Genomic DNA, 24221 nt, shown 5'->3' on the forward strand with positions numbered 1-24221 from the left:
GGGCACCAATGACTTGAATCAGGATAGCCTGAATGCCGGTGAACTGTTGTCTACCTACAAGTCGCAACAACATGTTGAGAGAGGATTTCGTTTTCTGAAAAGCCCGGATTTTCTGGTCTCATCACTCTATCTGGAGAAGCCGGAACGCATTGAAGCGCTGTTAATGGTGATGACACTGTGTTTGATGGTCTATGCTGCTATTCAGCACAGAATAAGGCATGAGCTGAAAAGACAAAGCCGGTTCTTTCCGAACCAGAAGAAAAAACCCTGCCAGAACCCCACGGCAAGATGGGTATTCCTCTGTTTTCAGGGAATTAATGTGTTAACGGTCAATAATAAGGAAAGTCATGTGGTCGGTTTGCAGGAAAGACAGTGGACGATCATCCAAATTTTAGGCGTTTTTTACGAGTCGGTATATTCCTGATAGGGGTGATGAACGACAGTTATAAACACAAGGATGTTGAACAGGGAATGATTCGTGCGGGTATTTATAATCGCCGACTGGCCGTTATTTATTTCCCGGCAAAAATGGTGATTGCCATCCTGATATTTGCTGCTGTATTCCTGTTTGGTGAGCGGCTGGGTTTAACAGACCAGACTCAGCAAATCGCCGCTGCTTTTGCAGGTATGGTGGTGGTCATTCTGTTGCCGGATATGTGGCTGCATCATCGTCAGAAAAAGCGCATCCGGAAAGTGTCCGCCGAACTGCCTTATGTGTGTGACCTGATGGCGGTCTGTGTTCAAACCGGTATGACTATTGAGGCTTCTGTCTCCTACCTTGGGGATGAACTGAAAAGCTTCGATAAAGATCTTGCCTTTGTGATGAAACGGGTGGATTCAGTTTCCCGGATTGCAGGTATGCAGCGCGCCCTGGATGAGCTGGTAGAACAGTTTCCCACCAACCAGGTTCGGAGCTTTTCTTATACGCTTAGCCAGAGTTTGCAGTATGGCAGCTCAATTTTTGATGTATTGACCCGGTTGTCAGCCAATCTGCGGGAAGTAGAAATGCTGGAGCTTGAAGAGAAGGTAGGTAAGTTGTCGGCAAAAATGTCAGTGCCACTGATTCTCTTCATTATGTTCCCTATCGTCATCCTTATCACGGCTCCGGGAATCATGAGGATGATGAGCAATGGATAAATACCAGAATGTTACTGGTCAGGTTCGCCATGTTGTTGTTATTGGGCTTACTCTTTCTGTTCTTTGGCTCCAGGGTTGTGCTTCTGTTCCTGCCGCAGATAGCGGTGGTTCTGATCCTGTGGCAGGTCCGGTGGCTAATGAGCCGCTGCTGAAAGCGGCCGGTAACCATGCCGGATTGATTGAACTGTATAAAGACCGGTTACAAACGGCCAGTGACGTACAGACTGCAGATAGTAACCGATACCAGCTGGGTGTGACTTATCTGGAGGCTTATGATGCTGAATCCACGCTGTTTTATATCAACCCGGTTATCGAAGCCGGTCGGGCTGATGCCAGCATCCTGTTACTGCAATCCAGGGCTTTTCTGGTTCTGGATCAGCAGGGCAAAGCACTGCAGGCTGCAGTAGATGCTATGGGAAAGGATGCCAAAGACCCTCGTATCGCCAACCAGTTGGGGCTGATTTATGCGGATATGGAGTATTTTAGCGAAGCAAAACGTTTTTTCCACAAGGCTCGTAAGGGAATGCTGGATGATGCCATTGTGATGAACAATCTGGCGATGATAGACATTCTCGAAAAAAACTATCGCAGCGCGGTGGAACGCCTTATGCCGTTATACAACACGGGTCAGGCAGACGACAGGGTTACTGCAAATCTGGTAGTCGCCCTGGTGCAGGGGGGGATGTATGAGGAGTTTAAGTCGGTATACACAGGCGCAAAAACAGAACAAGAGAGAATGGATTTATATCGGGCTATTTCAACCATGGAGCCCCGGCGTTTATCAGAATCTGAAGAATAATTATGAAACGGTTAAAGCAAAAGCTGTCAAAACAAAAGAAGTCAAAACAAAAAGGCGTTGTCGCCATTGAAACAGCCCTTGGGTTGTTTGCCTTTTTATTGATGATTTTCTTCTGGATGGAAGTGAGTTATATGGGGTTTGTGTCGGCGCTGATGGATTATTCGGTGACTGAAGCGGCTCGCAATGCTAAAGCATCGAGAAGTGACGATTATAGTGACGTGTTTCGGGATGCCATTCAGGAGTCTGACTCTCTGTGGGGTTCGTTTATTGATGTGGAACAGATTAGTTTTTCTACTCATTATTACGAAACCGTGGATGCCCTTGCCGATGAAACCTGCGATGGCGAAGATGCCCTTCCTTTTTGCAATGAAACACCAACTGCTGAGGACTCCCCTATAGCCATTTACCGGGTTTCCTATCCTTACCAGCCACTATTTATTTCTTTGTTTATTGATCCGGATAAACCCATGACTATTAGCAGGGAAGTCATCACTATCCAGGAATATGAGAGGTCAGCATTTAATGGCTAATCATAGATCTGATGTTTTCAACAGACAAAAACAGCAGGGTGTGTTTGCGGTTGAGTTTGCCCTGGTGGGATCAATCATAGCTCTGTTTCTCATGTTTTTATCCGATATTGTGGTTAAGGAAAACACCCTGGGGCACTTACAACGGTTGAGCTATTCAGGCGTTAATGTGATCAAAGAGCGCACCCAGCTTTACGATGAAAGTGGCGAAATTGTGGATAAACAGGTGACGCAGCTTTATACGTTACTGAGTAATTCTCTGCGCCGAACCATGAGCAGTTTTGAACCCGGTTCATTTGGAATGCACCTGGAGCAGGTGATTTTCACTGATGCAGATTGTGAAGGGTCTTCTCCCTGTTTGAAAGAAGATGCTAATGAATTTCATAAAGGGCTTCAGGGCTGTGCATCCACCTCCTCACTGGCAAATATGACTGAGTTATATCTGGAAACCAGTTGGGGGCGAGCCCCCACGCTTTATCAGGTCACACTATGTTATGACGGTCAGAACTGGTATGGCGACCTGATCGATAAGGATTTCAGTTTGATACGTGCCAGCTCTGTGATGTTGGGGCGGTGAAGAATAAACAGCCATGAGCGAATAAACAGCTATGGGCAAATAATAGCTATAAGTGCGAATGAAAAGGAGGTAATCATGAACACTGTAAATCGGCGATTCCTTCGTTATCAGCGAGGAGCCGCCGCAATTATGTTTATGCTGATGCTGCCGGTACTGGTTGGATTTATGTTTCTTTCTATTGAGGGAGGGCGTTACCTGCGGCTTAAGGCTCAGATTGCAGATGCGGCAGAAGTGGCCACCCTGGCAGTGAGTGCTCAGGACAGTGTATCGGAAGCAGAAGGCAAAGCCCTTGCAGAAAAGTATCTGTTAACACTGGTACCTGATTTGGAAGGTAAGCAGAGCAGAGTGACGGTTGGCGTTAAACGATTAGATTGCAGCGAAAATGATCAGTGTAATGAAACCGGGCTTGGTGAGGACTCCGGGTTTGTTGAGTATCAAGTAACGGTGGATACTACCCATTTGAGCTGGTTCCCGAAAAGTGAAAGCAATCAGTTTGGCTTTGATCCTGAAGTGAATTTCAAAGCTGATTTTGCCTCTCGTAAGTATCAGGGTGGGGCAGTTGATGTGGTGTTGGTGGCGGATTTTTCGGGGTCTATGAATGATAGATGGCGTGCAGCAGGTAATAAAAAAAAATTGATGTACTGAAAAGTGTTGTTAAAGATGTATCTGAAGAATTAGAAACATATGCTCACGAAGGTGAAGGAAATAGCACATTAGGGTTAGTGCCTTTTAATTTATATACTAAGGAAGATACAAGGAAGACATGTCAAATAACTCAAGTGATGACTACAGGGAAGTTGTTCAGGAAAAAGGTAGACATATCACAAACAAAGGAAAACATATTTATTGAAAAATCATGTGCGAATGGTTCTGGTTCCGGTGGTGACTTTCACACAATTAACCTGACAGAAGTAATGAATGACATAAGCGATGCAATAACAGGAATGAGTGCTAACAGCGGAACAGCTATTTATGAGGGTATTATTCGAGGAGCACAGATAGTTAGTAAAGGTAAGAATGCAAGGCGTCTTATTATTATTTTATCCGATGGAGATGATAGTGGAGATGTTTATAACAAAACCGCAGACTGGGTTCATGAAGAACTTAATGGTGTTGATTACTGTGGCGAAATAAGAACAACGCTTGATACGCAGGAAGTGGATGGTATTCCAGTTCAATCAACAATAGCGGTTGTTGGTGTTGATTATAATGCTACCAGCAACCCTAACCTGCAAACCTGTGCTGGAAAAGGCAATGTGTTTGATGCAAGAAATGCTGATGAATTATACGATATTATCATCGGCCTCATTGCTGAAGAAATCGGCCATTTGCACACCCTGCCCGATGCGTAAGTCTTTCTCGTTCCCATGATCCCCGTGGTATGCCTATCGGGTACGTTACGCTCCCGCGCAGAGCCCGGGAATGATTTTGACGCAGTGCCTCTACGAATTTCCATGAGAGCAAAGGCAACTTCCCTCGTTCCCAGACTCTGCGTGGAATTCATATAAATTCACAGGGTTGATCCACCACTCACTCATTGTCCCTGACGCTTGTGTCTGGATCAGAAGAGGCGACAACTATGGTGGCATAGGGGGTTCAGTCCCATACAAAATTCACCACTAAAATAGACGACTTTATACTGAGACTGATGCCCGTCAAAAGAGGCTTTTGCAACAGCCTCCTGTGCGGGTATGACGGTTGGGTGTCAGAGTGAGTAAGGACTTCCTGGTGGAAGCCCTTACTCAAGGATGGAGACATTACAGTTGTCCAGCCCCCTGAGAAGCACGGCAGACATAGATATCTGCTGTCAGGCCATTGGAGTATTCCGGATAGTGCTGGTGGACAGCCTGTTTGACAGCATCGACCTTTTCTTCAGGAATCAGTGCTACAACACAGCCGCCAAAACCACCGCCAGTCATTCTGACACCACCGGCAGAGCCAATAACTGCCTTAACGATCTCAACAATACCGTCAATAGCCGTTACGGTAATTTCAAAATCATCCCGCATGGAGGCGTGGGACTCTGCCATCAGAACCCCCATGGTTTCCAGATCGCCTATGGCTAAAGCTTCTGCTGCTGCCAGGGTTCGTTCGTTTTCGGTGATCACATGACGGGCCCGGCGGTAAGTGAGTTCGTCAAGGTCATTCCGTGCGGCTTCCAGCTGCTCAACAGTTATATCCCTGAGAGCCTTGACCCCAAAGTGTTCGGCTGCTGCTTCGCACTGTGTACGGCGGGTGTTGTATTCACTGTCTACCAGGCCGCGCTTTACATTAGAGTTAATGATCACTACCGCTGCACTTTCAGGAATGGATACCAGACGTGTGTCCAGAGATCGGCAGTCCAGCAGCATGGCGTGGTCTTCCTTGCCACAGGCTGAAACCATCTGATCCATAATGCCGCAATTGCAACCAACAAACTGGTTTTCAGCTTTCTGGCCGATGAGTGCCAGCTCTTTCAGGCTGACATCCAGTCCGGACATTCTGGTCAGTGTCAGGCCGGTTACCACTTCGAGACAGGCTGATGAGCTGAGCCCTGCTCCCTGGGGAACGTTGCCAATAATGGCAATATTGACACCCTTCAGGCTCATTCCTTTTTCCATCAGGACGGTAGCAACGCCACGAACATAGTTACTCCAGAAAGCCTCTTCGCTATGAGGTACTGGCAATGAAAGTTCAAATTCGGAAACCTGGCCATTATAACTGTGAGCGGTTGCCACCACTTTCTGGTCATCCCTGGGGGATACGGCAATCATGGCCTGATAATCAATGGCACAGGGCAGCACAAAACCGTCGTTGTAGTCCGTGTGTTCCCCGATCAGATTGACCCGGCCTGGCGCCTGAAAATAGTGGGTTGGCTGATGGCCAAAGGTTTTTCCAAACAGTTCGGTCAGCGCTTGCTGTTGGTTCATTTTGCTTTCCACTTTCCATATTCCAAAATAGTGATTAATTTTCCAGATAATGTTTTTCAGGCAGTTCCCGCAGACGGGCAGCGGCCTGCTCGGCAGTGAGATCACGCTGGGTTTCTGCCAGCATTTCGAAGCCCACCATAAATTTACGGACGGTGGCTGATCTCAGCAGAGGTGGATAAAAATGGGCGTGCAGTTGCCAGTGACTATCATCGGAAGCCCCTTCACCCTGATGGCAGGGCGCACCATGCCAGCCCATGGAGTAGGGGAAAGATGTTTGAAACAGGTTGTCGTACTTTGTCGTCAGCTTTTTCAGGATAGAGGAAAGTGTATCCCGCTCTTGTTCCGTCAGATCAGGCATGCGCAGCACATGTCGTTTGGGCAGTAACAGTGTTTCAAATGGCCAGGCAGCCCAAAAGGGTACAACTGCAATCCAGTGGTCATTCTCAACCACGGTGCGTTCGCCGGACTCTGATTCCCGCAGGGCGTAGTCAACCAGCATATTAACGTCTTTTTCCTGCTTCCATTGACGTTGATTGTCGTCTTCCTTGCGGGCCTCGTTAGGCAGAAAGTTGCTGGCCCAGATTTGACCATGGGGATGAGGGTTTGAGCAGCCCATTACCGCCCCCTTGTTTTCAAACAGCTGTACCCAGGGGTAAGTCTCGCCCAGCTCAATCACCTGGTTAGCCCAGGTGTCTACCACTTTGCGAATTTCCTGTTCAGACAGCTGTGGCAGGGTTTTACTGTGATCTGGCGAATAGCAGATAACCCGTGCCTCACCCCTGGCAGCACTGCTCTGAAACAGGTCAGAATCACTGGTTGCTGCTGGTGTATCCGTCAGCAGAGCCGGGAAATCATTGGGGAATACATAAGGATCGGTATAGTCCGGATTATGGTCACCGGTGATGCGATCATTTCGTGGGCAGAGAAAGCAGTCGGGGTCGTGCACAGGACGAACGCCGGATGCCGTTTTTTCTATCTGACCCTGCCATGGGCGTTTGGCGCGATGAGGTGATACCAGTACCCAGTCGCCAATAAGTGGGTTAAAGCGACGGTGTGGGTGATCCACAGGGTTGAATTGCGTCATTGGGTTACCTGTTTCGGTTATTTGTTGCCCGAAAAAGACAATCTTTTCTTTTTCGGGTTGCGGGCAGCGGGATGCGGACAGCGGTTTTATTCGTTAAAGCCGTTGGGGTGCTGTGACTGCCAGCGCCAGGTATCCCGGGTCATATCTTCAACGGTGCGGGTGGCTTTCCATCCCAGCTTTTGTTCTGCATAACCCGGGTGGGCGTAACATTGTGCAATATCACCGGGACGGCGGGGGTGAATCTCAAAAGGCAGTTGTTTATCGCAGGCTTTTTCAAAGGCGTGAAGCATATCCAGTACGCTGCTGCCGGTACCCGTGCCCAGGTTGTAGATGTGGACTCCCTGATCGATCCAGTGGGTTTTCAGTGCAGCCAGATGCCCCAGGGCAAGATCGACCACATGGATATAGTCACGGACACCGGTGCCATCCGGGGTAGGGTAGTCATTGCCAAAAACATTCAACTGCTGCAATTTGCCAACCGCAACCTGGGCAATATAGGGCATCAGATTATTGGGAATGCCACTGGGGTCTTCTCCAATCATGCCGGATTCGTGAGCGCCTACCGGATTGAAGTAGCGAAGGATGCTGAAGTTCCAGCGCTCATCAGAGGCAGCGGTATCCTGAAGAATCTCTTCAACCATAAACTTGCTGCGGCCGTATGGGTTGGTGACCTTGCCCACCGGGAAGTCTTCTTTAATAGGCACTTCATGGGGGTCACCATAGACCGTTGCGGATGAACTGAAGACCAGATGTCGAACATCAAACTCTGCCATGACTTCCAGCAGTGTTACCGTGCCACTGACGTTGTTATCAAAGTAGGCCAGCGGAATCCGGGTAGACTCGCCCACCGCTTTCAATCCAGCGAAGTGAATGACCGCTTCTATGGATTGCTCAGAAAATACAGTGCGAAGTGCATCTCTGTCGCGAATATCAATGGGGTAAAAGGCCGGTTTTTTTCCTGTCAGCTTCCGGACTTTTTCCAGCGATGTTTTATGGCTGTTGCACAGGTTGTCGACAACTACCGTGTCATAACCTGCGTTGAGTAATTCCAGACAGGTGTGGCTGCCAATGTAGCCAGCGCCTCCGGTGATCAGGATGCTCATAGTCTACCTCTTTCAGGCATTTCAGATGCCTGTTGAATCATTGTTGGTGAACATTTTAATGGCAGTGACAGAGTGGTTTCTTTTACGGTTTTTCATCAGTTTTTCCCGAAAACAAAGATTTTACCGGGGGTTGCAGTTATCATCTGGCCGGGTGTTGATGAGGATCAATAGTTGTGGGTAGTCGTCATATTTCATCTATCAGAGAGTCAACGGGGACAGAAGGTGTTGTTCCTATGCCCGGATCTATTTCAGATATCCAGGGCGATATTTTCTATATTGAAAATCGGGCCCCTTATATTATGGGCAGTGGTCATGTACACGGCCATGTGGAGCTGAACTATCTGTTGAATTGTTCTGCTACCTATATTGTTAATGGACAAATACAGCATATTCCTGAAAACCGGCTGGCTATTTTCTGGGCCAATATGCCCCATCGACTGGTGGATATTCAGGGAGAGGGGATGCTTTATAACCTCTATATACCGTTGCCGGAATTTCTTCAGTGGCCATTGGCAGAACAACTAAGGCAGGAGGTTATGACAGGGCTTATTGCTCTGGTGAAACCGGATCATGACTTTCTGGTGATGAGGCTACGTCGCTGGTATGAGGACTTTAAGAGTGATAACCCGGAACTGAAAGAGATTATTCTTGCTGAGCTATCACTTCTGTTGAAAAGAGTTAGTCTTCTGGGTTGGGATCACCCTGAGCGTGTTTCTTTCGGTATTGCAGAAGATCAGGAGGAGGGCGATCAATGGCTGAATAATCAGGTTTCAGTTCACCAGGGAAATGCCCGTTTGAAAGGTGTACATCATGTATCTACCATGATTCACTTCATCGGTGAAAACCTTCACAGGCCTATTTCAACGGCAGATATTGCCGCACATCTGAGCTTGCATAAAAATTATACGACCAATCTTTTTACCAGTGTGATGGGGGTATCCATAAAGCAGTATCTGCAATTTCAACGGCTGCAAAAGGCCCAGATATTGCTTCTGGACAGTGAGCGACCCATTGCTGATATAGGTTATGCCTGTGGTTTCAGCTCACTCAGTCGCTTCTATGAAGCATTTCAACGTTACTTTGGTATGCCGCCGGGGCAGTTTCGCAAGAAGTTACTTTAAAGTTGTGGGGTGTTATTAACTACAGATCTCAGAACCCGGTTACTTTCAAAATAGATGGTTAGGTTATGTTCCGGGTAATGCCAGCGAGTGATCACTGGCTCGCCAATGACATCTGTTTTTTGGGGAACTCCCAACATCTCTTTAACCATTTCCATAGTCTGCCCATGTTCTGGCAGAGACAGCGATTGGCGTAGCTGATGGGACTGACTGCCCACGGGAATCATGATGGTGCCATCGGCGCGTTGGATTTCCCGGGAAGAGTCATTGGCAGCGACTTTGGCAGTAAAGGGCAACATAACAGTAATCAGGGTTACTGATAAAAAGTTCAACAATGTCTTTAATAAAGTTCTGGTCATCGGTGAGGTCTGCCTTATTCCTATGCTGGTGCTGGTAGTTTTTCAGAATGGAGCTAATATGGAATATTGATGTCTTTGAATTCCAAAGGTTGTAAAAAATCAATGGGTAAAAATATAGGGTTTTTCTGTCAAAGACATGCCGGATAGACTTATATGGATCCCTCACAAGTATGGGGCTTCCCCACAAGTACCGGCAAGCAGTACACATCTAAAGGTACTGTTAACCATCATTCAGAGGCTTGGAGTTACAGGAAAGTTTGCCCTTATCACGGTCAGTCGGCGGACCTCTGGACATTGGATCAGGATGAGGGGAGTTCGGACTCTACCGATAATCAGGATCCTCGTGAAAGGACGGTAACACTGGCTTATTGCGACACTTGTATATTGTTGAGTGATTTTGAAGAAATCATTAATGACGGTACTGCGCATACTGAAGATATTCCTGTTATCGATTCAAACCAGCAGATGACGGCTGCTTCAGGTAGTCGTTTTTCAATAGACCAGAATGACACTGTTGAACTAAATAGTAAAAATCTGGTTTTTTTCTTTCCGGAAACAACCGGGTTAAGCGAAGCTGTGGAATCAGGCCACTCTATCGTATCCACTGATAGTGAGAACGCAGCCGACTTGGATGCCTGTGACCTTCTCAGCATGTGTCAGGATGGTGTATCTCAACCACCGGCAAAGACGCGGAAGTTCGGAAATAATTTTCGGTCAACTATGGGTGGGGGCTGCCAGTTGGGCGCACAGGGGAGGCAAATGGAAGGAGTAACCAGAGAAAAATATCAGGATCAAAACAACCCGTTACCGGAGAATACAGATCGTACAAATGAGTTGGCAAAGAATGAAGCGGATTTTCTTGAGCTTCTGTCAGAAATCGATTTTTTTTGTGACCCCAGTTACGAACAGCAGGAGGCGAACCAGGAGGTTGCCCATCTGAAGGCTCAACTGGCAGAAGTGCAGGGACAATATGAATCGCAGAAAAAACAGTTCGAGGCTCTGGAAGCAAGCTATCGCAGTATCAAAGATAACTGGCAATCTGAGGTGCAAGAAAATATGGCCCTTAAAGGGCAGAGCCAGAAGCCTGTGCGAGAAAATGAGGTGCTTCAATTGGTGCAGAGTGATGATCCGCAAGCAGGGAAGCAAGCTGAAAAACTGCAGGCAATACTGGCGATGGAGCGAGCCAGAAATAGCAGCGATATGATATTTAGTTTTCAGGAAAATCAGCCAAATAAAATGGTGGTGGGCAGTCTATCTTTTACTGAATTAAATTTGAAATGGAAAAAAAAGAATGGAAAATATCAAGCACAAGTAGCTACGCAAAATTTGGCGGATGAAATTAGCAGACCTCCTCTGCAGCCCGGTAAAACTGTTGAGAAAAGTTCAAGTACTGAAACTGTGCCACCAAACAGTGAGCAGTTACAATATCCATGTCCTCTTTGCCAACGGGTTTTCGAGGATTCCACGGGCTCTGTTAACGTATCCAATGATAATCATAAAAGAGGCAGGGGGGAGATGAATCGTTTACATGATCTTTTCGATCACATTCGATCAATGCACGGTAATATTGAAGATCAAAAATCATTAGCTCGAAAGCTCGTCGAATGGCGAACTGACGACACCGCCTCCAATGTTGACCGTTCGAAAAACAGGGTTTACACATTTTTAAGTAATCGACGGTGTCTTATGAGCAGTGAAGGGGTGATCTGTGGTAAGACATTCAGATATCCATTCGAACTAAAAAAACATCAACGAGTATCCTCTTTGTGCTGTCCTTCCGCACCTTCCAGAACTATGAAATGGGATAGTGGTAAGGCAGACAGACGTAAGGCAGACAGACAGTACACAGCGTGTCCAGGCAAACCAGTAAATGCTGACCCGGCAAAACCTTTTTCTGTATGGCGTGAGGAGATAGGTAGGGGAGACGATGACCTTACCTGGGTGAAATTGATCACCGGCTGTTTACAGGGAGAAAGTCTGTCACTTGATCATTTAGTCACAACAGTATCCAGAAAGCTTCATGTATATGGACTTTCCTCAACTAAATTTAAGGAAAAAATCAGTTATTACTTACACGGGTATGATTGCTTTATCGATACTTCACGAGGGAGTACAGTGAAGGCGTATGGGGGATTCTGGCAGTATACGGAATCTCTGGTGACAAACAGCGAGACGCTGGACAAAAGGGGGAAAGGAGATCCATGAGGCACTCCCTCCCATGAGGCATTATCCTGCGTTAAGAATGGCGTTCATATCTTGTTCAACAGTTGTCGTCAGTTTCAGGTCAAACTTCTCGACCAGTAAATTCAACAGGTTATCCGTCAGGAATGCCGGTGCCGTAGGTCCAACATGGATATTTTTTATGCCCAGCGACAGCAGCAAAAGCAGAATCACAATGGCCTTCTGCTCAAACCAGGACAGAATCAATGTTAGTGGAAGATCGTTCACGCCACATTCAAAGGCATCCGCCAGCGCAAGTGCCCGCTGAATGGCAGAGTAGGCAGCGTTACACTGACCGACATTCAGTAGACGCGGAATCCCGTTTATATCACCAAATGCCAGCTTATTGAATTTGAATTTGACGCAGGCCAGGGTCAGGATCATAACAACGAATGTTGCGCTCGTTTCGGTTTGAATCAAGAGTTGGGCTATCTGCGTAATGTCCGGGGAAATGGGGGCGGTATTGAGCTGGGTATGCCTCCGGAGCAAATCAATATTGGCCCGGTGGTGCGGGATATGGAAGCCAGCCTGAAGGTGATTGATTGCAGTACACCGTATTGTCGCTTGCCCATGTCGGCATTTTTTGGCGTACTGGATAAATATACGCTGGCCGACCTTTTTGGTAACCGCGAGGAGCTGATCCACCTGTTGGATCTTGACGTTTCTGCCTGAGTACCCGCTGATAAATTACCAGCGGGTGTACACCGTTACCGGGTGGAATACAGCTGCTCACCTCTATGATCCGGGTCTGACCAGAAGTTGATATTGAATTGAGCATCCCCGCTTAACTCAATACGATGCCAGTACTGCGGAGGACTGGTGGCAAACTGGCCTGCTTTAATCACAACCTCTACTTCGGGCGTTTCACTGTTTTCATCAGGAAAACCAAAATAAGTGACAACGCCTTCCATAACACAGATCTGTCCGAATACGCCTGCTGCCGTATTGTGATGGGTGAGTAACGCCCGGGGCACATTCTCTCTGGTAAAGAATGGGGTTGAGCGTTGAATGGTCCAGTGAGTAGGAATTCGCTGATGACTCATAGCCTCTCCATAAGCCTTAATTCAGGCTGCTAATGGTTTCCTGAAGCGTAAAATATAGTGGTCCGGGCAGCCATTTATATCCATGTCTTCAATTACAAATCCGGATTGAGTGACTTCATTCATGGCTTGATGAGGTGATACCCGGGCATGGCTGCCTCGAAAGTCTACAAACATAATTAACGTGCCATGGCTGACCTGTTTATACAGGTTGGCAAGAAACATTTCCCGCTGCTTAATAAAACGATAGACGTTGGCGAGAAAAACCACATCGAGTCCCGCAGGCAGGCGAGGATCCAAATGTTCAGAAACCCTGGGCTGGATATTGGTTTGTCCGCCATCAGCAAACCGCTTCTCCATATAACTGATCATATTGGGCTCAGGATCCAGAGCATAAACCATGCCTTCAGGCAATAATTCAGAAAACAGGTGGGTAAAATACCCGGTACCTGCTCCCACATCGGCCACCACCATATCGGGTCGCAGATTGAGGGTGTTAAGAATATGGGATGTTCCCTGCCACTCTTCGCGATTCTCAGAATCAAAGATGACACTCAATCGTTCAGCTTCTGAGAAGCTGATCGGCTTGGGTTGTATCATGTCATTGCACCTTCAAATTTACGGTGTCTGCGGTCAGCAATCGTTGTTACGTATCTGGGTAATACGGTTTACTGTACATAAGGTTCATCTTAAATGAATCTTTAAAAAGATTAAATACTCACCATGATTCTGTCCATAAGGAGTTACCGGTCAGGCCAAAATGGCTAAACCGATTTGATCGGTACTGTACCCAGTGTTGTGCTGTTGGCAGAAACGGATGCAAAGGTCAGGAAAATTCAACAGGATTCGCCAGTGTTTATGGCATAATAGAAATCTTGTCCTCACTGATACAGCACAGCGTGTTTTCTTTTAGTGACCATTTAAGGAAATTAAGGGAAACAGGCAGAACTGGCAGCATAAATGTTTAGACCATTACCTCTATTTATAGGTTTGCGCTATACCCGCGCTAAACGACGGAATCACTTTATTTCCTTTATCTCGGGAACCTCCATGGTGGGACTGACCCTGGGTGTTTCTGTCCTGATTATTGTGTTGTCAGTGATGAACGGTTTTGACCGCGAACTCAAGCAGCGAGTGCTGGGCATGGTTCCCCATGCCACGATTACAGCGGCTGGCGGTGGTATTGAAGACTGGGAAGAACTGGTGACCACAATCCCTGAAAAAGAGGGCATTGCCGCCGCCGCCCCTTTTGTCGATGCCCAGGGGATGCTGACCAATGGTGGCCAGGTCCGGGGAACGCTGGTGTATGGTGTTGACCCTGCCTATGAGAGAAAGGTATCCATTATCTCCGATCATATGAAGCAGGGCGCTTTGGAAGATCTGAAGCCGGGCGAGTTCGGTATTCTGCTTGGGGAGATTCTGGCCAACTACCTGGGGGTTGCTGTTGGCGATAAAGTGACCATGGTGTTGCCGGAAGCCAGCGTTAACCTGGCAGGCGTTTTACCCCGGCTCAAACGTTTTACGGTTGTGGGTACTTTTTCTGTTGGCGCTGATGTAGATGGTAACCTGGCCTATACCCACCAAGAAGATCTGGCCCGTTTTCTCAGGGTGCCTGAAGGTGTTACCGGTATTCGCCTGAAAATGGATGACCTCTTTGCTGCGCCAAAACTTGCCTGGGATGTTGCGGTCACCTTGCCAGGGCGTTACTACGTTCAAGACTGGACACGTACCCATGGACGTTTATTTCAGGCTATCCAGATGGAAAAGACCATGGTCGGGCTTCTGCTGACCCTGATTGTTGCGGTAGCTGCCTTTAACATTGTTTCCACATTAGTAATGGTGGTGACCGACAAGCAGGGCGATATTGCGATACTCAGAACCTTTGGCGCCAGCCCGAAAATGATTATGGGTATTTTTATGGTACAGGGATCTCTAATCGGAGTGATTGGTACACTTCTGGGGGTTGCGCTGGGCGTTGCAGGTGCGCTGAATGTTTCTGGAATTGTCAGTGCCCTGGAGAAGCTTCTGGGTATTCACTTCCTGAGTCCGGACGTTTACTTTATCAGCTATCTGCCCTCAGAGTTGATGTGGCAGGATGTTGCGGTAATCAGTATTTCCGGTTTGCTGATGAGTTTCCTGGCAACCCTTTATCCGGCGTGGCGTGCCTCAAGAATCCAGCCAGCAGAGGCTCTGCGTTATGAATAATTCTGAAATACGGCCGGAAGTGATGCCGGAAGTTAAAAAAGCTGTGCTTGAGTGCCGGAAAATTACCAAAGAGTTTTCGGAAGGGCCTGAAAAACTGGAAGTTCTGAAAGGCATTGACCTGCTGGTGATGCCTTCAGAAAGGTTGGCAATTGTTGGTTCATCGGGTTCCGGTAAAACAACATTGCTGCAGTTGTTGGCGGGATTGGATCACCCATCAAGCGGAGAGGTGCTTCTCTGCGGTCAGCAACTGATGAATGTTTCAGAGCATCAGCAGGGTGAGCTTCGGAACCGACACTTGGGCTTTGTTTACCAGTTCCATCACTTGTTACCAGAATTTACGGCGCTGGAAAATGTTGCCATGCCGCTGTTGTTGCGCAAGGAGGTGTCGGTTCGACAGGCAAGCAATCGAGCTGAGAAAATGCTCGGCATGGTAGGCTTGTCGAAAAGGGCGGCTCATAAACCGGCGGAGTTATCTGGTGGGGAGCGACAAAGGGTTGCTATTGCCCGGGCATTGGTGGCCAGGCCAGACCTTGTACTGATGGATGAACCAACGGGCAATCTTGACCCCCATACGGCCAGTAAAATCCATGAACTCATGGAGTCTCTCAGTCAAAAGCTGACAACCAGTTTTATAGTGGTGACTCACGATATGGATTTTGCCCGGCAGATGGACAGGACGTTACGCCTGGAAGATGGGAATCTTGTTCCAGCATAAACAAGGCCCTCGATTGATGGTGTAATTTAAAGTGTTACCCGAGGGTGATTACAGTTAAGAATTTACCATCGTCCTTCCCGCGAAAGAGGTTGTTGCAAAACCTCGAAACCCTCCAGGCAGGTATGATTGCCCCCATACCTGCTGACCCGGTTTTCATAGGGTGTAAGTCTCATATTGATATGATTCACAGGCCTTGCGGGATAGTAGCTGATAATTCCTGCAAATTTTATAACCGGTATAGCCTCTAAATTCTTTTGAAGGCTGTCTGAATGGTACAACCCCGTACAAAGCCCTCCGCTAAAAGAAGATTGCCTGTTGTGGTTTAATGAAATATTTGGGCTATAATCTGTCATCCAACAAAAAATACACATTGACCTTTTTTCATTATGAATACATCAAACTTGATAGTAAAAACGAGAATAACCGAGGCTTGGCAAAGTCTGCAGCTTCAGGCTGGCAAGGCGGAAATGCATAGTGAATGGAAAATTAGGAATTTAAAACCGAAGTATGTAAAAAAACACACTCTGAATGAATCAAGAGACCGTATGTTTACAGGCGTTCAGGTAAGCCAGAACCCTTGCTTCTGCAGGGAATGCAAGATTGTTGGTGGAATCCCACAGTTTTTCCCAAAGGTTGGTGGAATCCCACAGTTTTTCCCAAAGATAGATTTACCTATCTACCGGGATTTAAACGAATATCAAATTCCAGCGATGACAGAATCATTAAGGGGGTTTACTTCAGAACACATTAAACAAGAAGACTTAATGGCTGTTTATCGAGCATCGTACGTCCTTTGCCATAAAGAAAACGTTGCCTCAGAAAGTCTTCAGTTTTGGCTGAAAAATACCCCCATAAACGAGATATATGAAGATGAATTCAAGGATTCCGAGCTGGAAATGTTTGAGAAACTTGCTTTATTAACCCTTGATATTATAGTGCATAACAAAGCTAGGGGGTACGTTAACAAAGAGCTGCTCAAAAAAAACAAGGATGGGTTATCAACTATCTACTTTGACCCTAATACCACCGGGCTGTTTATTTTTATAATGTCCATCCTGATAAAAAATACATTTAAGACAACTCCTGATATCAAACATACCATTAACGAGATTTGCTCAGATCTTTTCGCGATGAAAGAATTTAACCGCTCTAGCTCTCAGGAAAATAAATCAACCACGAGAACTCTGAACTCATTTGTCACTGACAAAAAGATTATACTTGAAAAGCTCGTGGACATATATTTTGACAAAAAAAGAGGTAGTTTTTACCGGAAAAATTATGATGATATTTTCAAAATAATAAATAGCGAAAAAACGATTAACAACGAAGGAACTATTAATGATATGTTAATTGCGTCAACTGCGGCTCTCAATGTTCATGATCAAAGCATTGTCGCTTTTTTTCTTATTCAATGTATAAGATATGTCTTCGAAAAAATTCTGACAGAAAAACCTGTCCAAATGGCTATCGAATCTGGAGATCCTGAACAATTCCCTTCTCTAACTAACCAGTGGTTGGAAAATATTTCCATAAAAGTTTCAAGTAAGATGGAAAAAAAATGTCACGATAAGTTAGCTAAAGATGAAGGCAGGGTAAACGCAAGACTTGTAGCAGAAGAACAGTTTAAATATGCCACATCCAAACCTCCGGAAAGAATTGCTGAAAAAGATCAGCATCAGAAAAACGTGTCGATAGGACTATTCATGGGAATTATGCCAAGATTAAAACAAAAAGATATCGAATCTCTGTTGTCAGCCCTTGAAACGATATTCGTTCCCAGGGTGGATTTATTCAAAGAAAATCAATCGACAAATTTTAAAGAATGGAAAACTGCACGGTGTAAAATCAATTTATATATGCAGGACGACAATGTTTTTCTTTTAAAGGGTATTTTAAAGCTGACACCTTGGCATAGTCTTGCCAAAGCAAATCAGGTGCTAACCGAGTATACCTGCTTAAGTAAGGACGATGCTTATTACAACAAAAGCATAATCACTTTCAATGACGAAAAAATATGTAAACTATTTGATAAGCTGCCTGATAACGAAAAAATGCCACCTTACATTGATGCCTGCAAACATCTGAAGGAAAATCTGGGGTATGGCGGCTCTAAACTCTGTATTCACATTTTGATCTGGAAACTTGTTGGTGACATTGACTGGGTTATGCAAGAGATTTATTCAAGAAGTTGCCCTGTTTTAGCCAAAACCAATGAAAAAGATGTTTCCCAGTCGCCAGAAGTATCCGGTTTGCAAGTTAACCCGGAAACAGTCGAAGGTTTAACTTCTCAAATGGTTTCCGAGGCTCAGAAAAAACAGGGGGCCATTCCAAAAAGGCGAACAACCTCGATTTAAAGAAAGAGTGTAAATCATACTTGTGAGGGTAGTTGTTCCATTTTTCAGCGTGCCTGAGTCTTAGTCTTGCCAAAGACGTTCCGTTAAAGGCGTTAAACGTTGAATTGCAAGTCTTGCAGTGGTAGCGCTGCTGCCCGACCCCAGCGATCAATGCTATTGTGGTAGCAATTTTGATGATCATAGTTAGTACTTTTAGTTTGGTTTTGCGGTGATTTTTATCGTCCGGAACTGCTGTTATATGAATTTATAGAGTGGTTTCTGAACGTAAAAATCGGTATGCATATTTCAATTAAAGCCGGGGTTCCAGTGTTAATGGTCGTGTATCCAGTTTATTCCAGAACCAGCTTGTACTTTCCGGGATCAATCTTGAGCGGGCATCAAATCGGGCATGATAGTTCTGAAGCAGGTAGTGAAGGAACCTGGGAAGAATATAAGTGCTGTAAGGCCTGGATGGGCATTTCCTGGGTTGATAGCCAAAGGCATGCCCTTTAATAGAGTTGGTTATCAAGATTTTATCACCTGCCTTGAACAATAGGCTGTGTTCGCCAGCTTCTGATGTTGTTGTTACCGAAAATGGTCTGTTGACGTTTCGTGCAAACAGTGTTGCCAGAGCACGAAGGTTATGAACTTCATCAACAAAGAGCTTATCCATATCAACAAGGTGCTGGTTTTCCTTATAATGCTCTGCAACGTGAATGATGAAATTCATTGCGGTATTGCTGATATTTAATGAATTATCAATCCAGGATAATAAATTAAAAACAATATTGAGAGCCTCTTCTGGAGAAATGTTCTGGATATCTTGTGTTAGCGAGGGGGCAAATACTGGCAGTACGGCAGCATTGTTGGTTCTTAATAACTCTACTGTCCTTAAGGCGATCGTTTCTCGTACGGTCAGGTCGTGAGAGTCATCTTGAATGACTTCGAACGATGGGGGTACTTCATATAAATGGCATAGGATATTGTAGAATTTTTCTAACAGTAGAATATTGCTGTACGGATGTGTTTTTGGGAAAGGTTTGTAGCCTCTTATAAGAATATTTGCCGTTAGATTGTATTTACCGGTGTGCGCTTCAAGTAGTTCGTACAATGCTTTTATCTGATGGTGATTCTCTTGCACATTTTTTTGGATGTCTCTATTTACCGGATATGCGGGAGTGACGCTTGAAAAGAGTATTTGGAAATATATCTGGGTTAATAAATTGCTTACCAAATCTTCAGCGTGTTGTCCGTATAGATAACCAGATGTTTTTGTATTAACAAATAATGCTGATATATCTGATAAATGTTGTAATCTCACAAATGCATAATGGAACAGTTCAGATTGTTTTCTTCCGTAAGTATGGTGCTGCATATCTCTGGCAGCAACCGGATTGTTCTCCAATAGAAACCAGTTCTGTAGCGAGCGTAATCGTCTGTCAGTGAAATTATTGGTTTCCTGTCCTTCGAGAGCAATCAGCTGGTTTGCAAGGTCTTCACTCGCTATGAAATACAGTCTCTTGCCGCCGGAAGATATCTCGTAGTAGCCATGCTTTGTGGTTTTAGCATAGTCATTGATTGTCTTTATATCCTGATAGGTGACTGTATAGCTGTTGTTTATACGGGAAACTACCTGTAGCGTTTTTAACAGGCTGCTTCTTAGTGCCCATGAAAGTAAAGGTAATGTCGAGTGTAGCCTGTCAATGGAAAATAAAGTCCTTGCTACAACAGGTGCTGCTTTTTTGCTTATGGAGTAATACCAGTCTTGATTTTCTGTATAGTTAGTTAGCGAATAAGCGTGATTTTTAAAAAACAAAATTGAAAATAAAAATATGAGCTTCAGTAACTTTGAGGTGATGGTTTTTCCGGGCGCGATGAAAAGCTTTTTATTTTTATGGCTGCGTACGGATTTTCTGTGATATAGCATTTTAAAAGAATCCTCTCTTATTAGTGGTGCTATAATCAGGCCGCGATTTTTTAGTTCAAGTTGTTTTGGAAACCGTTGATAAATAGCGGTGCTTGCGTAACCTTTGTGGTCAAGATGAAAGCCTGTGACTGCTCCCCGCCCTGTCGGACCCGAGGACTCGAGAGCCTAAAGGCCTAAAGGCGAGGGTTTACGACTATTTTGCTAAGGTAACGGTTAGGCTGATAATTGGGAAAATAGTTCCACGGTATTTGAAGAAAAATCAGTTTTACGGTTTTTTGTCTTTTTTAAAGATAAAAGCGGAAGGTGGTTTAGGTATAAGTGTCCACACTAAAATAGCGGATTTCTTGCTCAGCAGGTGGGAAAGGGGTTTTTCAGCAATGGGTGAGCTGATCTTCCGGGTTGCTGAAGATCAGCCTGAAAGTTTCGGATCAAGAGTTATTCCCTGATGCGAAACTTTCAGACGATTTCAGTGTCTGGTGAAATCTCAGGGGCTTTCCTGAAGGTACTGGCTGGGGTCGATATAGATTCCAAGGGAGCGCTTATCGATACGCTTTTCCTTTTTGTCGGTTTTGCCGACTTCCTGATACCTGAACACGACAGTGTCACCAATGTTGACATCCAGCAATTTATTAGCTGACAGGTATTTGTAGTCTTCGCCGGCCACGGTCAGGGTATGGATGTAGTAGTCGGGCATCCCCAGCCATTCGTTGTGAGGACCATCGGAGGTGACGGCTTCAAGCAGACCACGGCCTTCCAGCTTTGGCTGGCGCTTTTGGAAACTTCTTTGCATGGGGGGTTATCTCAAGAAAGTGTCGTATAGCGGTTAGTTTAATAAATCAGGTCAGGTCAGGAGCGACGCTTATTTCTTTGGCGCCAGTTGATCACAACATTCCAGCGCCAAACGACCCGAATCAACAGGTAGCTGGTGAAACCGAACACCAGACCTGACACCAGCGATCCCAGGTAAAGCGGCTTCCACACCCGGGCAAGGCCGGAACCCAGACCCTGAATGGTAAGTTCAAAGGAAGCATCGCTTACCGGTACATGAAGGATAAAACAGCCAATTTTGTATGTAAAATAGAATATCGCTGGCATGGTCAATGGGTTCGTAATCCAGACCAGCGCAACAGAAAGCGGTAAGTTGCAACGAAAGACAATGGCCAGGCAGGCTGCCAGGACCATCTGAAAGGGCATGGGAATAAACGCAACAAAAATGCCCACAAAGAATGCAGTAGCGGCAGAGCGACGATTCAGTTGCCAGAGGTTTGCATTGTGTAATGCAGAACCCAGAAACCGAAGATGGCGATGTTCCTTGATTTTCTTTGGTTCCGGCAAATACCTTTGAATCAGTTTTCTCGCCATATCCTTCCACTTTTTTTACAACGTTTTACAACGTTATTTACAACGATAGCGCTATTGTTACGTCTACTCGTGAGTATTCTCAGCTATGACTTTAGTTCATGGTCTGCAGAGGTCGCCAGCTTTTGCAGTATGAAAACCGTAACCTGGGTTATTCCCTGTCCCTGAACCACAGCTCCAGCCCGAAATTGATCTATGCTTGCTGCTTTTTCATCGGCTGTGACGGACCATTTTTTAAAATGGTTTATCACGGTAGGGTGAGAGTCAGTCAGGGTCAAAAAGTGAGCACCTGATTGAACGTAAAGCAGGGGATTATGCACTGAAACAGCAGGCAAGGCTACGTGGTTAACAACGTGGAAAATACTCGTTATACAATAAAGCCGGCGGCTGGGTTACTGATATTATCACTGACAATCGGTCTTGCATCGTGGCTGTTAAACCTTTGTGCGCTTCTGCTGATCAGTCTCCCTGCACTTGGCCTCTCAGTTTGGGTTCTTTTTTCGATTCTTTTTTCGAACAGTAGTTCCCGGCTTCGCTGGTGGTTACTTCCGGTGATAATGGGAGTGTTGATCAGCTCGTTTTATGCCGCACACTTTTTCATAACCCGTTTTGATGACAGACTCCAGGGAAAAGACCTTGATATTCAAGGCTATATTGCCAGTCTGCCGGTAGTAAATGGTGCGGTTACCCGTTTTGATTTTGATATTGATCGTCCACTGCCAGAGCAAAAAGAGCCAGGCCAAAAAGAATCTGGCCAAAATGAATCCGGTCAATCCCCCAAAAAGGTCAGGCTGAATTGGTATGAAGCTCCAGTGGTGAAAGTCGGTGAACGCTGGCGCATGACGGTTCGGCTGCGCCAACCTCACAGCTTTGCCAGTCCCGGTGCTTTCGATTATGAAGTCTGGTTATTACGCCAGCCTATCCAGGCAACTGGGTATGTAAGATCAGGGGCTTTACTCTCGGGTAGTGTTTTATCGAAATATCCTGTCCATCAAATCAGGGCAGAGCTTCGTGAATGGCTGGTAAATACGGTTTCTCCTGAAAGCGTGGGTGTTCTGGCTGCACTTTTACTGGGTGATAAATCAGCGGTTACGGCTCAGCAGTGGCGCCTGTTTAATGAAACCGGTACAACCCATTTGATGGTAATTTCTGGCCTTCATATTGGTCTTATGGCCTGGCTGGGTTTCTCTTTTGCAGCGCTAATGGGAAAAGCGGGCGCTTTACCACTGCGCCGACTTCCGCTGCCCGTTATCAAGGCATTTGTTGGAATGTTGTTTGCGCTTTGTTATGCATTGCTGGCAGGGTTTAGCATTCCTGTACAACGGACTCTGGTGATGACACTTGCTGCACTGCTGGCTCCATTGTTTGGCATTCGGGCCTCCCCCCTGACACTTTGGCTTCTGGCTCTTGCTGCCGTTCTCACTATTGATCCACTGGCGGTAACCAGTCAGGGTTTCTGGTATTCCTTTATTGCTGTAGCTGCACTTTTGTTCGGGATGGCCGGGCGTCAGAGTGTGCAGGATTGGCGAGTAAAGGCATTTAAGCCTCAATGGCTGGTATTTTTAATCTTAACGCCCTTGTTGCTGGTGAACGGGCAGCCTGTCTCGCCATTTTCTCCTTTAGTGAATCTGATCGCTATTCCATTTATTGGTATTGGTGTTGTTCCCCTTTTGCTCTTTAGTGCGCTGTTGCAGTTTCTGCTGCCAGATGTGGCCAGTTTTATACTGTTTGGGGTTGATGCTCTGGTAACAGGCTTTCAATGGTCGCTTCAGTGGGTCTTTGACTTTATGGTCTTGATTCCGCCAAGGCAGTCAGCTCATTGGCCTCCAATTATTCTGGCAATGGCGGGGATGTTGTTGTTGATTTCACCGGGGGCTTTACGCTTACGATGGCTTTCTCCGGTCTTGCTTCTTCCTCTTTTGTTTCCAGGGCAATATTTACCGCCAACAGGACAGGCTGAGGTGACTGTGCTTGATGTTGGTCAGGGGCTTTCGATATTGATAAAAACTCACCGGCATCTTCTGGTTTATGATACCGGTGATCGCTTTTCTGAGCATTTGTCAGCGGCAGAAAGTGTTATTTTTCCTGCATTGGCGTTGTCCGGTGTCACCCGGATTGATCGAATTATGATCTCGCATGGTGATAAAGATCACTCCGGTGGTTTGTTACCGTTACTGTCCAGATATGATGGGGTTCCGGTGGTCAGCGGCACTGAGTTGCCACACTATAATGGTAAGCTCACCCGGTGTAAGGCTGGTGATCATTGGCAATGGGACGGTGTCGACTTTCAAGTGATTTCCGGGGGCGTTTATCGCAGAAGTAATGATGCTTCCTGTGTTCTGAAAATTACGGCAGGTTCCGAGAGTATTCTCTTGCCAGGTGATATCAGCGGACGTATAGAAAGGCATTTGCTTGATCAGGGCGCTGACCTTAAAGCAAATGTATTGGTTGCAGCTCATCATGGCAGTCGGTTTTCCAGTAGCCCGGAATTTCTGGCCAGTGTTCAGCCAGAAGCGGTTATCTTTTCTTCAGGATTTGCCAATCGTTTCGGCCATCCCACGGCGGAAACGGTTAAGCGTTTTCAGAAAATAGGTGCCCGGATCTATAACACGGCTTCAGATGGCTCGCTGTCTCTAATCCTCGGCAGTGGCGAACCAGCCATTTCTGCTTACCGGAAAAAACACGCACGTTACTGGTGGCGCTAGACCGCTTCCCGCTTCCCACTTCCCACTTCAGTAGTCCGTTGTCCGAAAAAGCCGGGTTTGCCTGCGCTTTTACGGGCAACGGGTAGCGGATAGCGGACAACGGC

General features: G+C 46.2%; 24 protein-coding genes. 14 read left to right on the forward strand and 10 right to left on the reverse strand.

The features are described from left to right. From RM811_RS07450 to RM811_RS07480, 7 genes are all read left to right on the forward strand, one after another. Nucleotides 1–424: IS1634 family transposase (locus tag RM811_RS07450; protein ID WP_402522451.1), on the forward strand; the 424-nt coding region annotated here is incomplete at its 5' end. 8 nt (nucleotides 425–432) lie between these two features. Further along, on the forward strand, nucleotides 433–1137 hold the full coding sequence (locus tag RM811_RS07455; protein WP_402522454.1) for a type II secretion system F family protein: 705 nt from the start codon (nucleotides 433–435) through the stop codon (nucleotides 1135–1137). Next, the gene (locus RM811_RS07460; protein WP_402522456.1) at nucleotides 1130–1936 is read left to right on the forward strand and encodes a tetratricopeptide repeat protein; all 807 of its coding nucleotides are present in this window, start codon (nucleotides 1130–1132) and stop codon (nucleotides 1934–1936) included. The genes RM811_RS07455 and RM811_RS07460 overlap by 8 nt, the downstream gene beginning before the upstream one ends. Before the next feature lie 2 nt (nucleotides 1937–1938). Continuing rightward, nucleotides 1939–2466, forward strand: a complete 528-nt coding sequence (locus tag RM811_RS07465) for a TadE family protein (RefSeq protein ID WP_402522458.1) — start codon at nucleotides 1939–1941, stop codon at nucleotides 2464–2466. Continuing rightward, a complete protein-coding gene (gene tadF / locus RM811_RS07470; protein WP_402522461.1) occupies nucleotides 2459–3040 on the forward strand; it encodes a tight adherence pilus pseudopilin TadF in 582 nt (193 codons plus the stop codon). The genes RM811_RS07465 and tadF overlap by 8 nt, the downstream gene beginning before the upstream one ends. A 75-nt stretch (nucleotides 3041–3115) precedes the next feature. Then, a complete protein-coding gene (locus RM811_RS07475) occupies nucleotides 3116–3685 on the forward strand; it encodes a TadE/TadG family type IV pilus assembly protein (protein WP_402522463.1) in 570 nt (189 codons plus the stop codon). A 137-nt stretch (nucleotides 3686–3822) separates the two neighbouring features. Beyond that, nucleotides 3823–4392, forward strand: a complete 570-nt coding sequence (locus RM811_RS07480; protein ID WP_402522465.1) for a hypothetical protein — start codon at nucleotides 3823–3825, stop codon at nucleotides 4390–4392. Nucleotides 4393–4797: 405 nt separating this feature from the next. Here RM811_RS07480 and galK read toward each other — a convergent pair whose 3' ends face one another. The 3 genes from galK to galE form a co-directional block, all read right to left on the reverse strand. Next, a complete protein-coding gene (gene galK / locus RM811_RS07485) occupies nucleotides 4798–5949 on the reverse strand; it encodes a galactokinase (protein WP_402522467.1) in 1152 nt (383 codons plus the stop codon). Nucleotides 5950–5983: 34 nt separating this feature from the next. Further along, a complete protein-coding gene (locus RM811_RS07490; RefSeq protein WP_402522470.1) occupies nucleotides 5984–7033 on the reverse strand; it encodes a UDP-glucose--hexose-1-phosphate uridylyltransferase in 1050 nt (349 codons plus the stop codon). 86 nt (nucleotides 7034–7119) lie between these two features. Continuing rightward, nucleotides 7120–8136 carry a UDP-glucose 4-epimerase GalE gene (galE, locus tag RM811_RS07495; protein WP_402522472.1) on the reverse strand — a complete coding sequence of 339 codons (1017 nt, stop codon included), beginning with the start codon at nucleotides 8134–8136 and terminating at the stop codon, nucleotides 7120–7122. A 233-nt stretch (nucleotides 8137–8369) separates the two neighbouring features. Here galE and RM811_RS07500 point away from each other — a divergent pair, with 233 nt between their 5' ends. Continuing rightward, nucleotides 8370–9257, forward strand: a complete 888-nt coding sequence (locus RM811_RS07500) for a helix-turn-helix domain-containing protein (protein WP_402522475.1) — start codon at nucleotides 8370–8372, stop codon at nucleotides 9255–9257. On the opposite strand, the gene RM811_RS07505 is transcribed toward RM811_RS07500, so the two are convergent. Beyond that, nucleotides 9254–9613, reverse strand: coding sequence for a hypothetical protein (locus RM811_RS07505; protein WP_402522477.1), 360 nt, complete (start codon nucleotides 9611–9613; stop codon nucleotides 9254–9256). The genes RM811_RS07500 and RM811_RS07505 overlap by 4 nt on opposite strands. A gap of 153 nt (nucleotides 9614–9766) precedes the next feature. On the opposite strand from RM811_RS07505, the gene RM811_RS07510 reads away from it, so the two are divergent. Further along, the gene (locus RM811_RS07510; RefSeq protein WP_402522480.1) at nucleotides 9767–11818 is read left to right on the forward strand and encodes a hypothetical protein; all 2052 of its coding nucleotides are present in this window, start codon (nucleotides 9767–9769) and stop codon (nucleotides 11816–11818) included. Between the two features lie 21 nt (nucleotides 11819–11839). Here RM811_RS07510 and RM811_RS07515 read toward each other — a convergent pair whose 3' ends face one another. Further along, nucleotides 11840–12217, reverse strand: coding sequence for a hypothetical protein (locus tag RM811_RS07515; protein WP_402522482.1), 378 nt, complete (start codon nucleotides 12215–12217; stop codon nucleotides 11840–11842). Nucleotides 12218–12244: 27 nt separating this feature from the next. Between RM811_RS07515 and RM811_RS07520 the strand changes: the two genes are divergently transcribed. Beyond that, the gene (locus RM811_RS07520; protein WP_402522484.1) at nucleotides 12245–12505 is read left to right on the forward strand and encodes an Rrf2 family transcriptional regulator; all 261 of its coding nucleotides are present in this window, start codon (nucleotides 12245–12247) and stop codon (nucleotides 12503–12505) included. Between the two features lie 35 nt (nucleotides 12506–12540). On the opposite strand, the gene RM811_RS07525 is transcribed toward RM811_RS07520, so the two are convergent. Then, a complete protein-coding gene (locus RM811_RS07525; RefSeq protein ID WP_402522486.1) occupies nucleotides 12541–12876 on the reverse strand; it encodes a DUF1971 domain-containing protein in 336 nt (111 codons plus the stop codon). 21 nt (nucleotides 12877–12897) lie between these two features. Further along, a complete protein-coding gene (locus RM811_RS07530) occupies nucleotides 12898–13473 on the reverse strand; it encodes a class I SAM-dependent methyltransferase (RefSeq protein WP_402522488.1) in 576 nt (191 codons plus the stop codon). 360 nt (nucleotides 13474–13833) lie between these two features. Between RM811_RS07530 and RM811_RS07535 the strand changes: the two genes are divergently transcribed. The 3 genes from RM811_RS07535 (at nucleotide 13834) to RM811_RS07545 (ending at nucleotide 18147) form a co-directional block, all read left to right on the forward strand. Beyond that, nucleotides 13834–15078 (forward strand): lipoprotein-releasing ABC transporter permease subunit, encoded by a 1245-nt coding sequence (locus RM811_RS07535; protein WP_402522490.1) that lies wholly within the window; start codon nucleotides 13834–13836, stop codon nucleotides 15076–15078. Beyond that, on the forward strand, nucleotides 15071–15793 hold the full coding sequence (gene lolD / locus RM811_RS07540) for a lipoprotein-releasing ABC transporter ATP-binding protein LolD (RefSeq protein ID WP_402522492.1): 723 nt from the start codon (nucleotides 15071–15073) through the stop codon (nucleotides 15791–15793). The genes RM811_RS07535 and lolD overlap by 8 nt, the downstream gene beginning before the upstream one ends. Nucleotides 15794–16179: 386 nt before the next feature. Continuing rightward, on the forward strand, nucleotides 16180–18147 hold the full coding sequence (locus tag RM811_RS07545) for a hypothetical protein (protein WP_402522494.1): 1968 nt from the start codon (nucleotides 16180–16182) through the stop codon (nucleotides 18145–18147). Nucleotides 18148–18436: 289 nt separating this feature from the next. On the opposite strand, the gene RM811_RS07550 is transcribed toward RM811_RS07545, so the two are convergent. The 3 genes from RM811_RS07550 to RM811_RS07560 form a co-directional block, all read right to left on the reverse strand. Continuing rightward, the gene (locus tag RM811_RS07550; protein ID WP_402522497.1) at nucleotides 18437–20053 is read right to left on the reverse strand and encodes a hypothetical protein; all 1617 of its coding nucleotides are present in this window, start codon (nucleotides 20051–20053) and stop codon (nucleotides 18437–18439) included. Nucleotides 20054–20537: 484 nt separating this feature from the next. Beyond that, a complete protein-coding gene (locus RM811_RS07555) occupies nucleotides 20538–20843 on the reverse strand; it encodes a hypothetical protein (protein ID WP_402522499.1) in 306 nt (101 codons plus the stop codon). Nucleotides 20844–20899: 56 nt separating this feature from the next. Further along, nucleotides 20900–21415, reverse strand: coding sequence for a DUF2062 domain-containing protein (locus RM811_RS07560; RefSeq protein WP_402522501.1), 516 nt, complete (start codon nucleotides 21413–21415; stop codon nucleotides 20900–20902). 350 nt (nucleotides 21416–21765) lie between these two features. On the opposite strand from RM811_RS07560, the gene RM811_RS07565 reads away from it, so the two are divergent. After that, complete coding sequence (locus RM811_RS07565; RefSeq protein ID WP_402522531.1) at nucleotides 21766–24117, forward strand: DNA internalization-related competence protein ComEC/Rec2; 2352 nt, start codon at nucleotides 21766–21768, stop codon at nucleotides 24115–24117. Nucleotides 24118–24221 lie beyond the last annotated feature (104 nt).

It is taken from the genome of Endozoicomonas sp. (assembly GCF_031844845.1).
Lineage (GTDB): Bacteria > Pseudomonadota > Gammaproteobacteria > Pseudomonadales > Endozoicomonadaceae > Endozoicomonas.

Excerpts from the sequence above, each read along its gene's own strand:
- RM811_RS07530 (WP_402522488.1), bottom strand. The coding sequence starts at position 13,473 with ATGATACAACCCAAGCCGATCAGCTTCTCAGAAGCTGAACGATTGAGT.
- lolD (WP_402522492.1), top strand. The coding sequence starts at position 15,071 with ATGAATAATTCTGAAATACGGCCGGAAGTGATGCCGGAAGTTAAAAAA.
- RM811_RS07545 (WP_402522494.1), top strand. The coding sequence starts at position 16,180 with ATGAATACATCAAACTTGATAGTAAAAACGAGAATAACCGAGGCTTGG.
- RM811_RS07560 (WP_402522501.1), bottom strand. The coding sequence starts at position 21,415 with ATGGCGAGAAAACTGATTCAAAGGTATTTGCCGGAACCAAAGAAAATC.
- RM811_RS07535 (WP_402522490.1), top strand. The coding sequence starts at position 13,834 with ATGTTTAGACCATTACCTCTATTTATAGGTTTGCGCTATACCCGCGCT.
- RM811_RS07550 (WP_402522497.1), bottom strand. The coding sequence starts at position 20,053 with ATGCTATATCACAGAAAATCCGTACGCAGCCATAAAAATAAAAAGCTT.
- RM811_RS07465 (WP_402522458.1), top strand. The coding sequence starts at position 1,939 with ATGAAACGGTTAAAGCAAAAGCTGTCAAAACAAAAGAAGTCAAAACAA.
- tadF (WP_402522461.1), top strand. The coding sequence starts at position 2,459 with ATGGCTAATCATAGATCTGATGTTTTCAACAGACAAAAACAGCAGGGT.
- RM811_RS07505 (WP_402522477.1), bottom strand. The coding sequence starts at position 9,613 with ATGACCAGAACTTTATTAAAGACATTGTTGAACTTTTTATCAGTAACC.
- RM811_RS07460 (WP_402522456.1), top strand. The coding sequence starts at position 1,130 with ATGGATAAATACCAGAATGTTACTGGTCAGGTTCGCCATGTTGTTGTT.
- galE (WP_402522472.1), bottom strand. The coding sequence starts at position 8,136 with ATGAGCATCCTGATCACCGGAGGCGCTGGCTACATTGGCAGCCACACC.
- RM811_RS07555 (WP_402522499.1), bottom strand. The coding sequence starts at position 20,843 with ATGCAAAGAAGTTTCCAAAAGCGCCAGCCAAAGCTGGAAGGCCGTGGT.
- RM811_RS07525 (WP_402522486.1), bottom strand. The coding sequence starts at position 12,876 with ATGAGTCATCAGCGAATTCCTACTCACTGGACCATTCAACGCTCAACC.
- RM811_RS07515 (WP_402522482.1), bottom strand. The coding sequence starts at position 12,217 with ATGATCCTGACCCTGGCCTGCGTCAAATTCAAATTCAATAAGCTGGCA.
- RM811_RS07510 (WP_402522480.1), top strand. The coding sequence starts at position 9,767 with ATGGATCCCTCACAAGTATGGGGCTTCCCCACAAGTACCGGCAAGCAG.
- RM811_RS07475 (WP_402522463.1), top strand. The coding sequence starts at position 3,116 with ATGAACACTGTAAATCGGCGATTCCTTCGTTATCAGCGAGGAGCCGCC.
- RM811_RS07500 (WP_402522475.1), top strand. The coding sequence starts at position 8,370 with ATGCCCGGATCTATTTCAGATATCCAGGGCGATATTTTCTATATTGAA.
- galK (WP_402522467.1), bottom strand. The coding sequence starts at position 5,949 with ATGAACCAACAGCAAGCGCTGACCGAACTGTTTGGAAAAACCTTTGGC.
- RM811_RS07455 (WP_402522454.1), top strand. The coding sequence starts at position 433 with ATGAACGACAGTTATAAACACAAGGATGTTGAACAGGGAATGATTCGT.
- RM811_RS07480 (WP_402522465.1), top strand. The coding sequence starts at position 3,823 with ATGACTACAGGGAAGTTGTTCAGGAAAAAGGTAGACATATCACAAACA.
- RM811_RS07490 (WP_402522470.1), bottom strand. The coding sequence starts at position 7,033 with ATGACGCAATTCAACCCTGTGGATCACCCACACCGTCGCTTTAACCCA.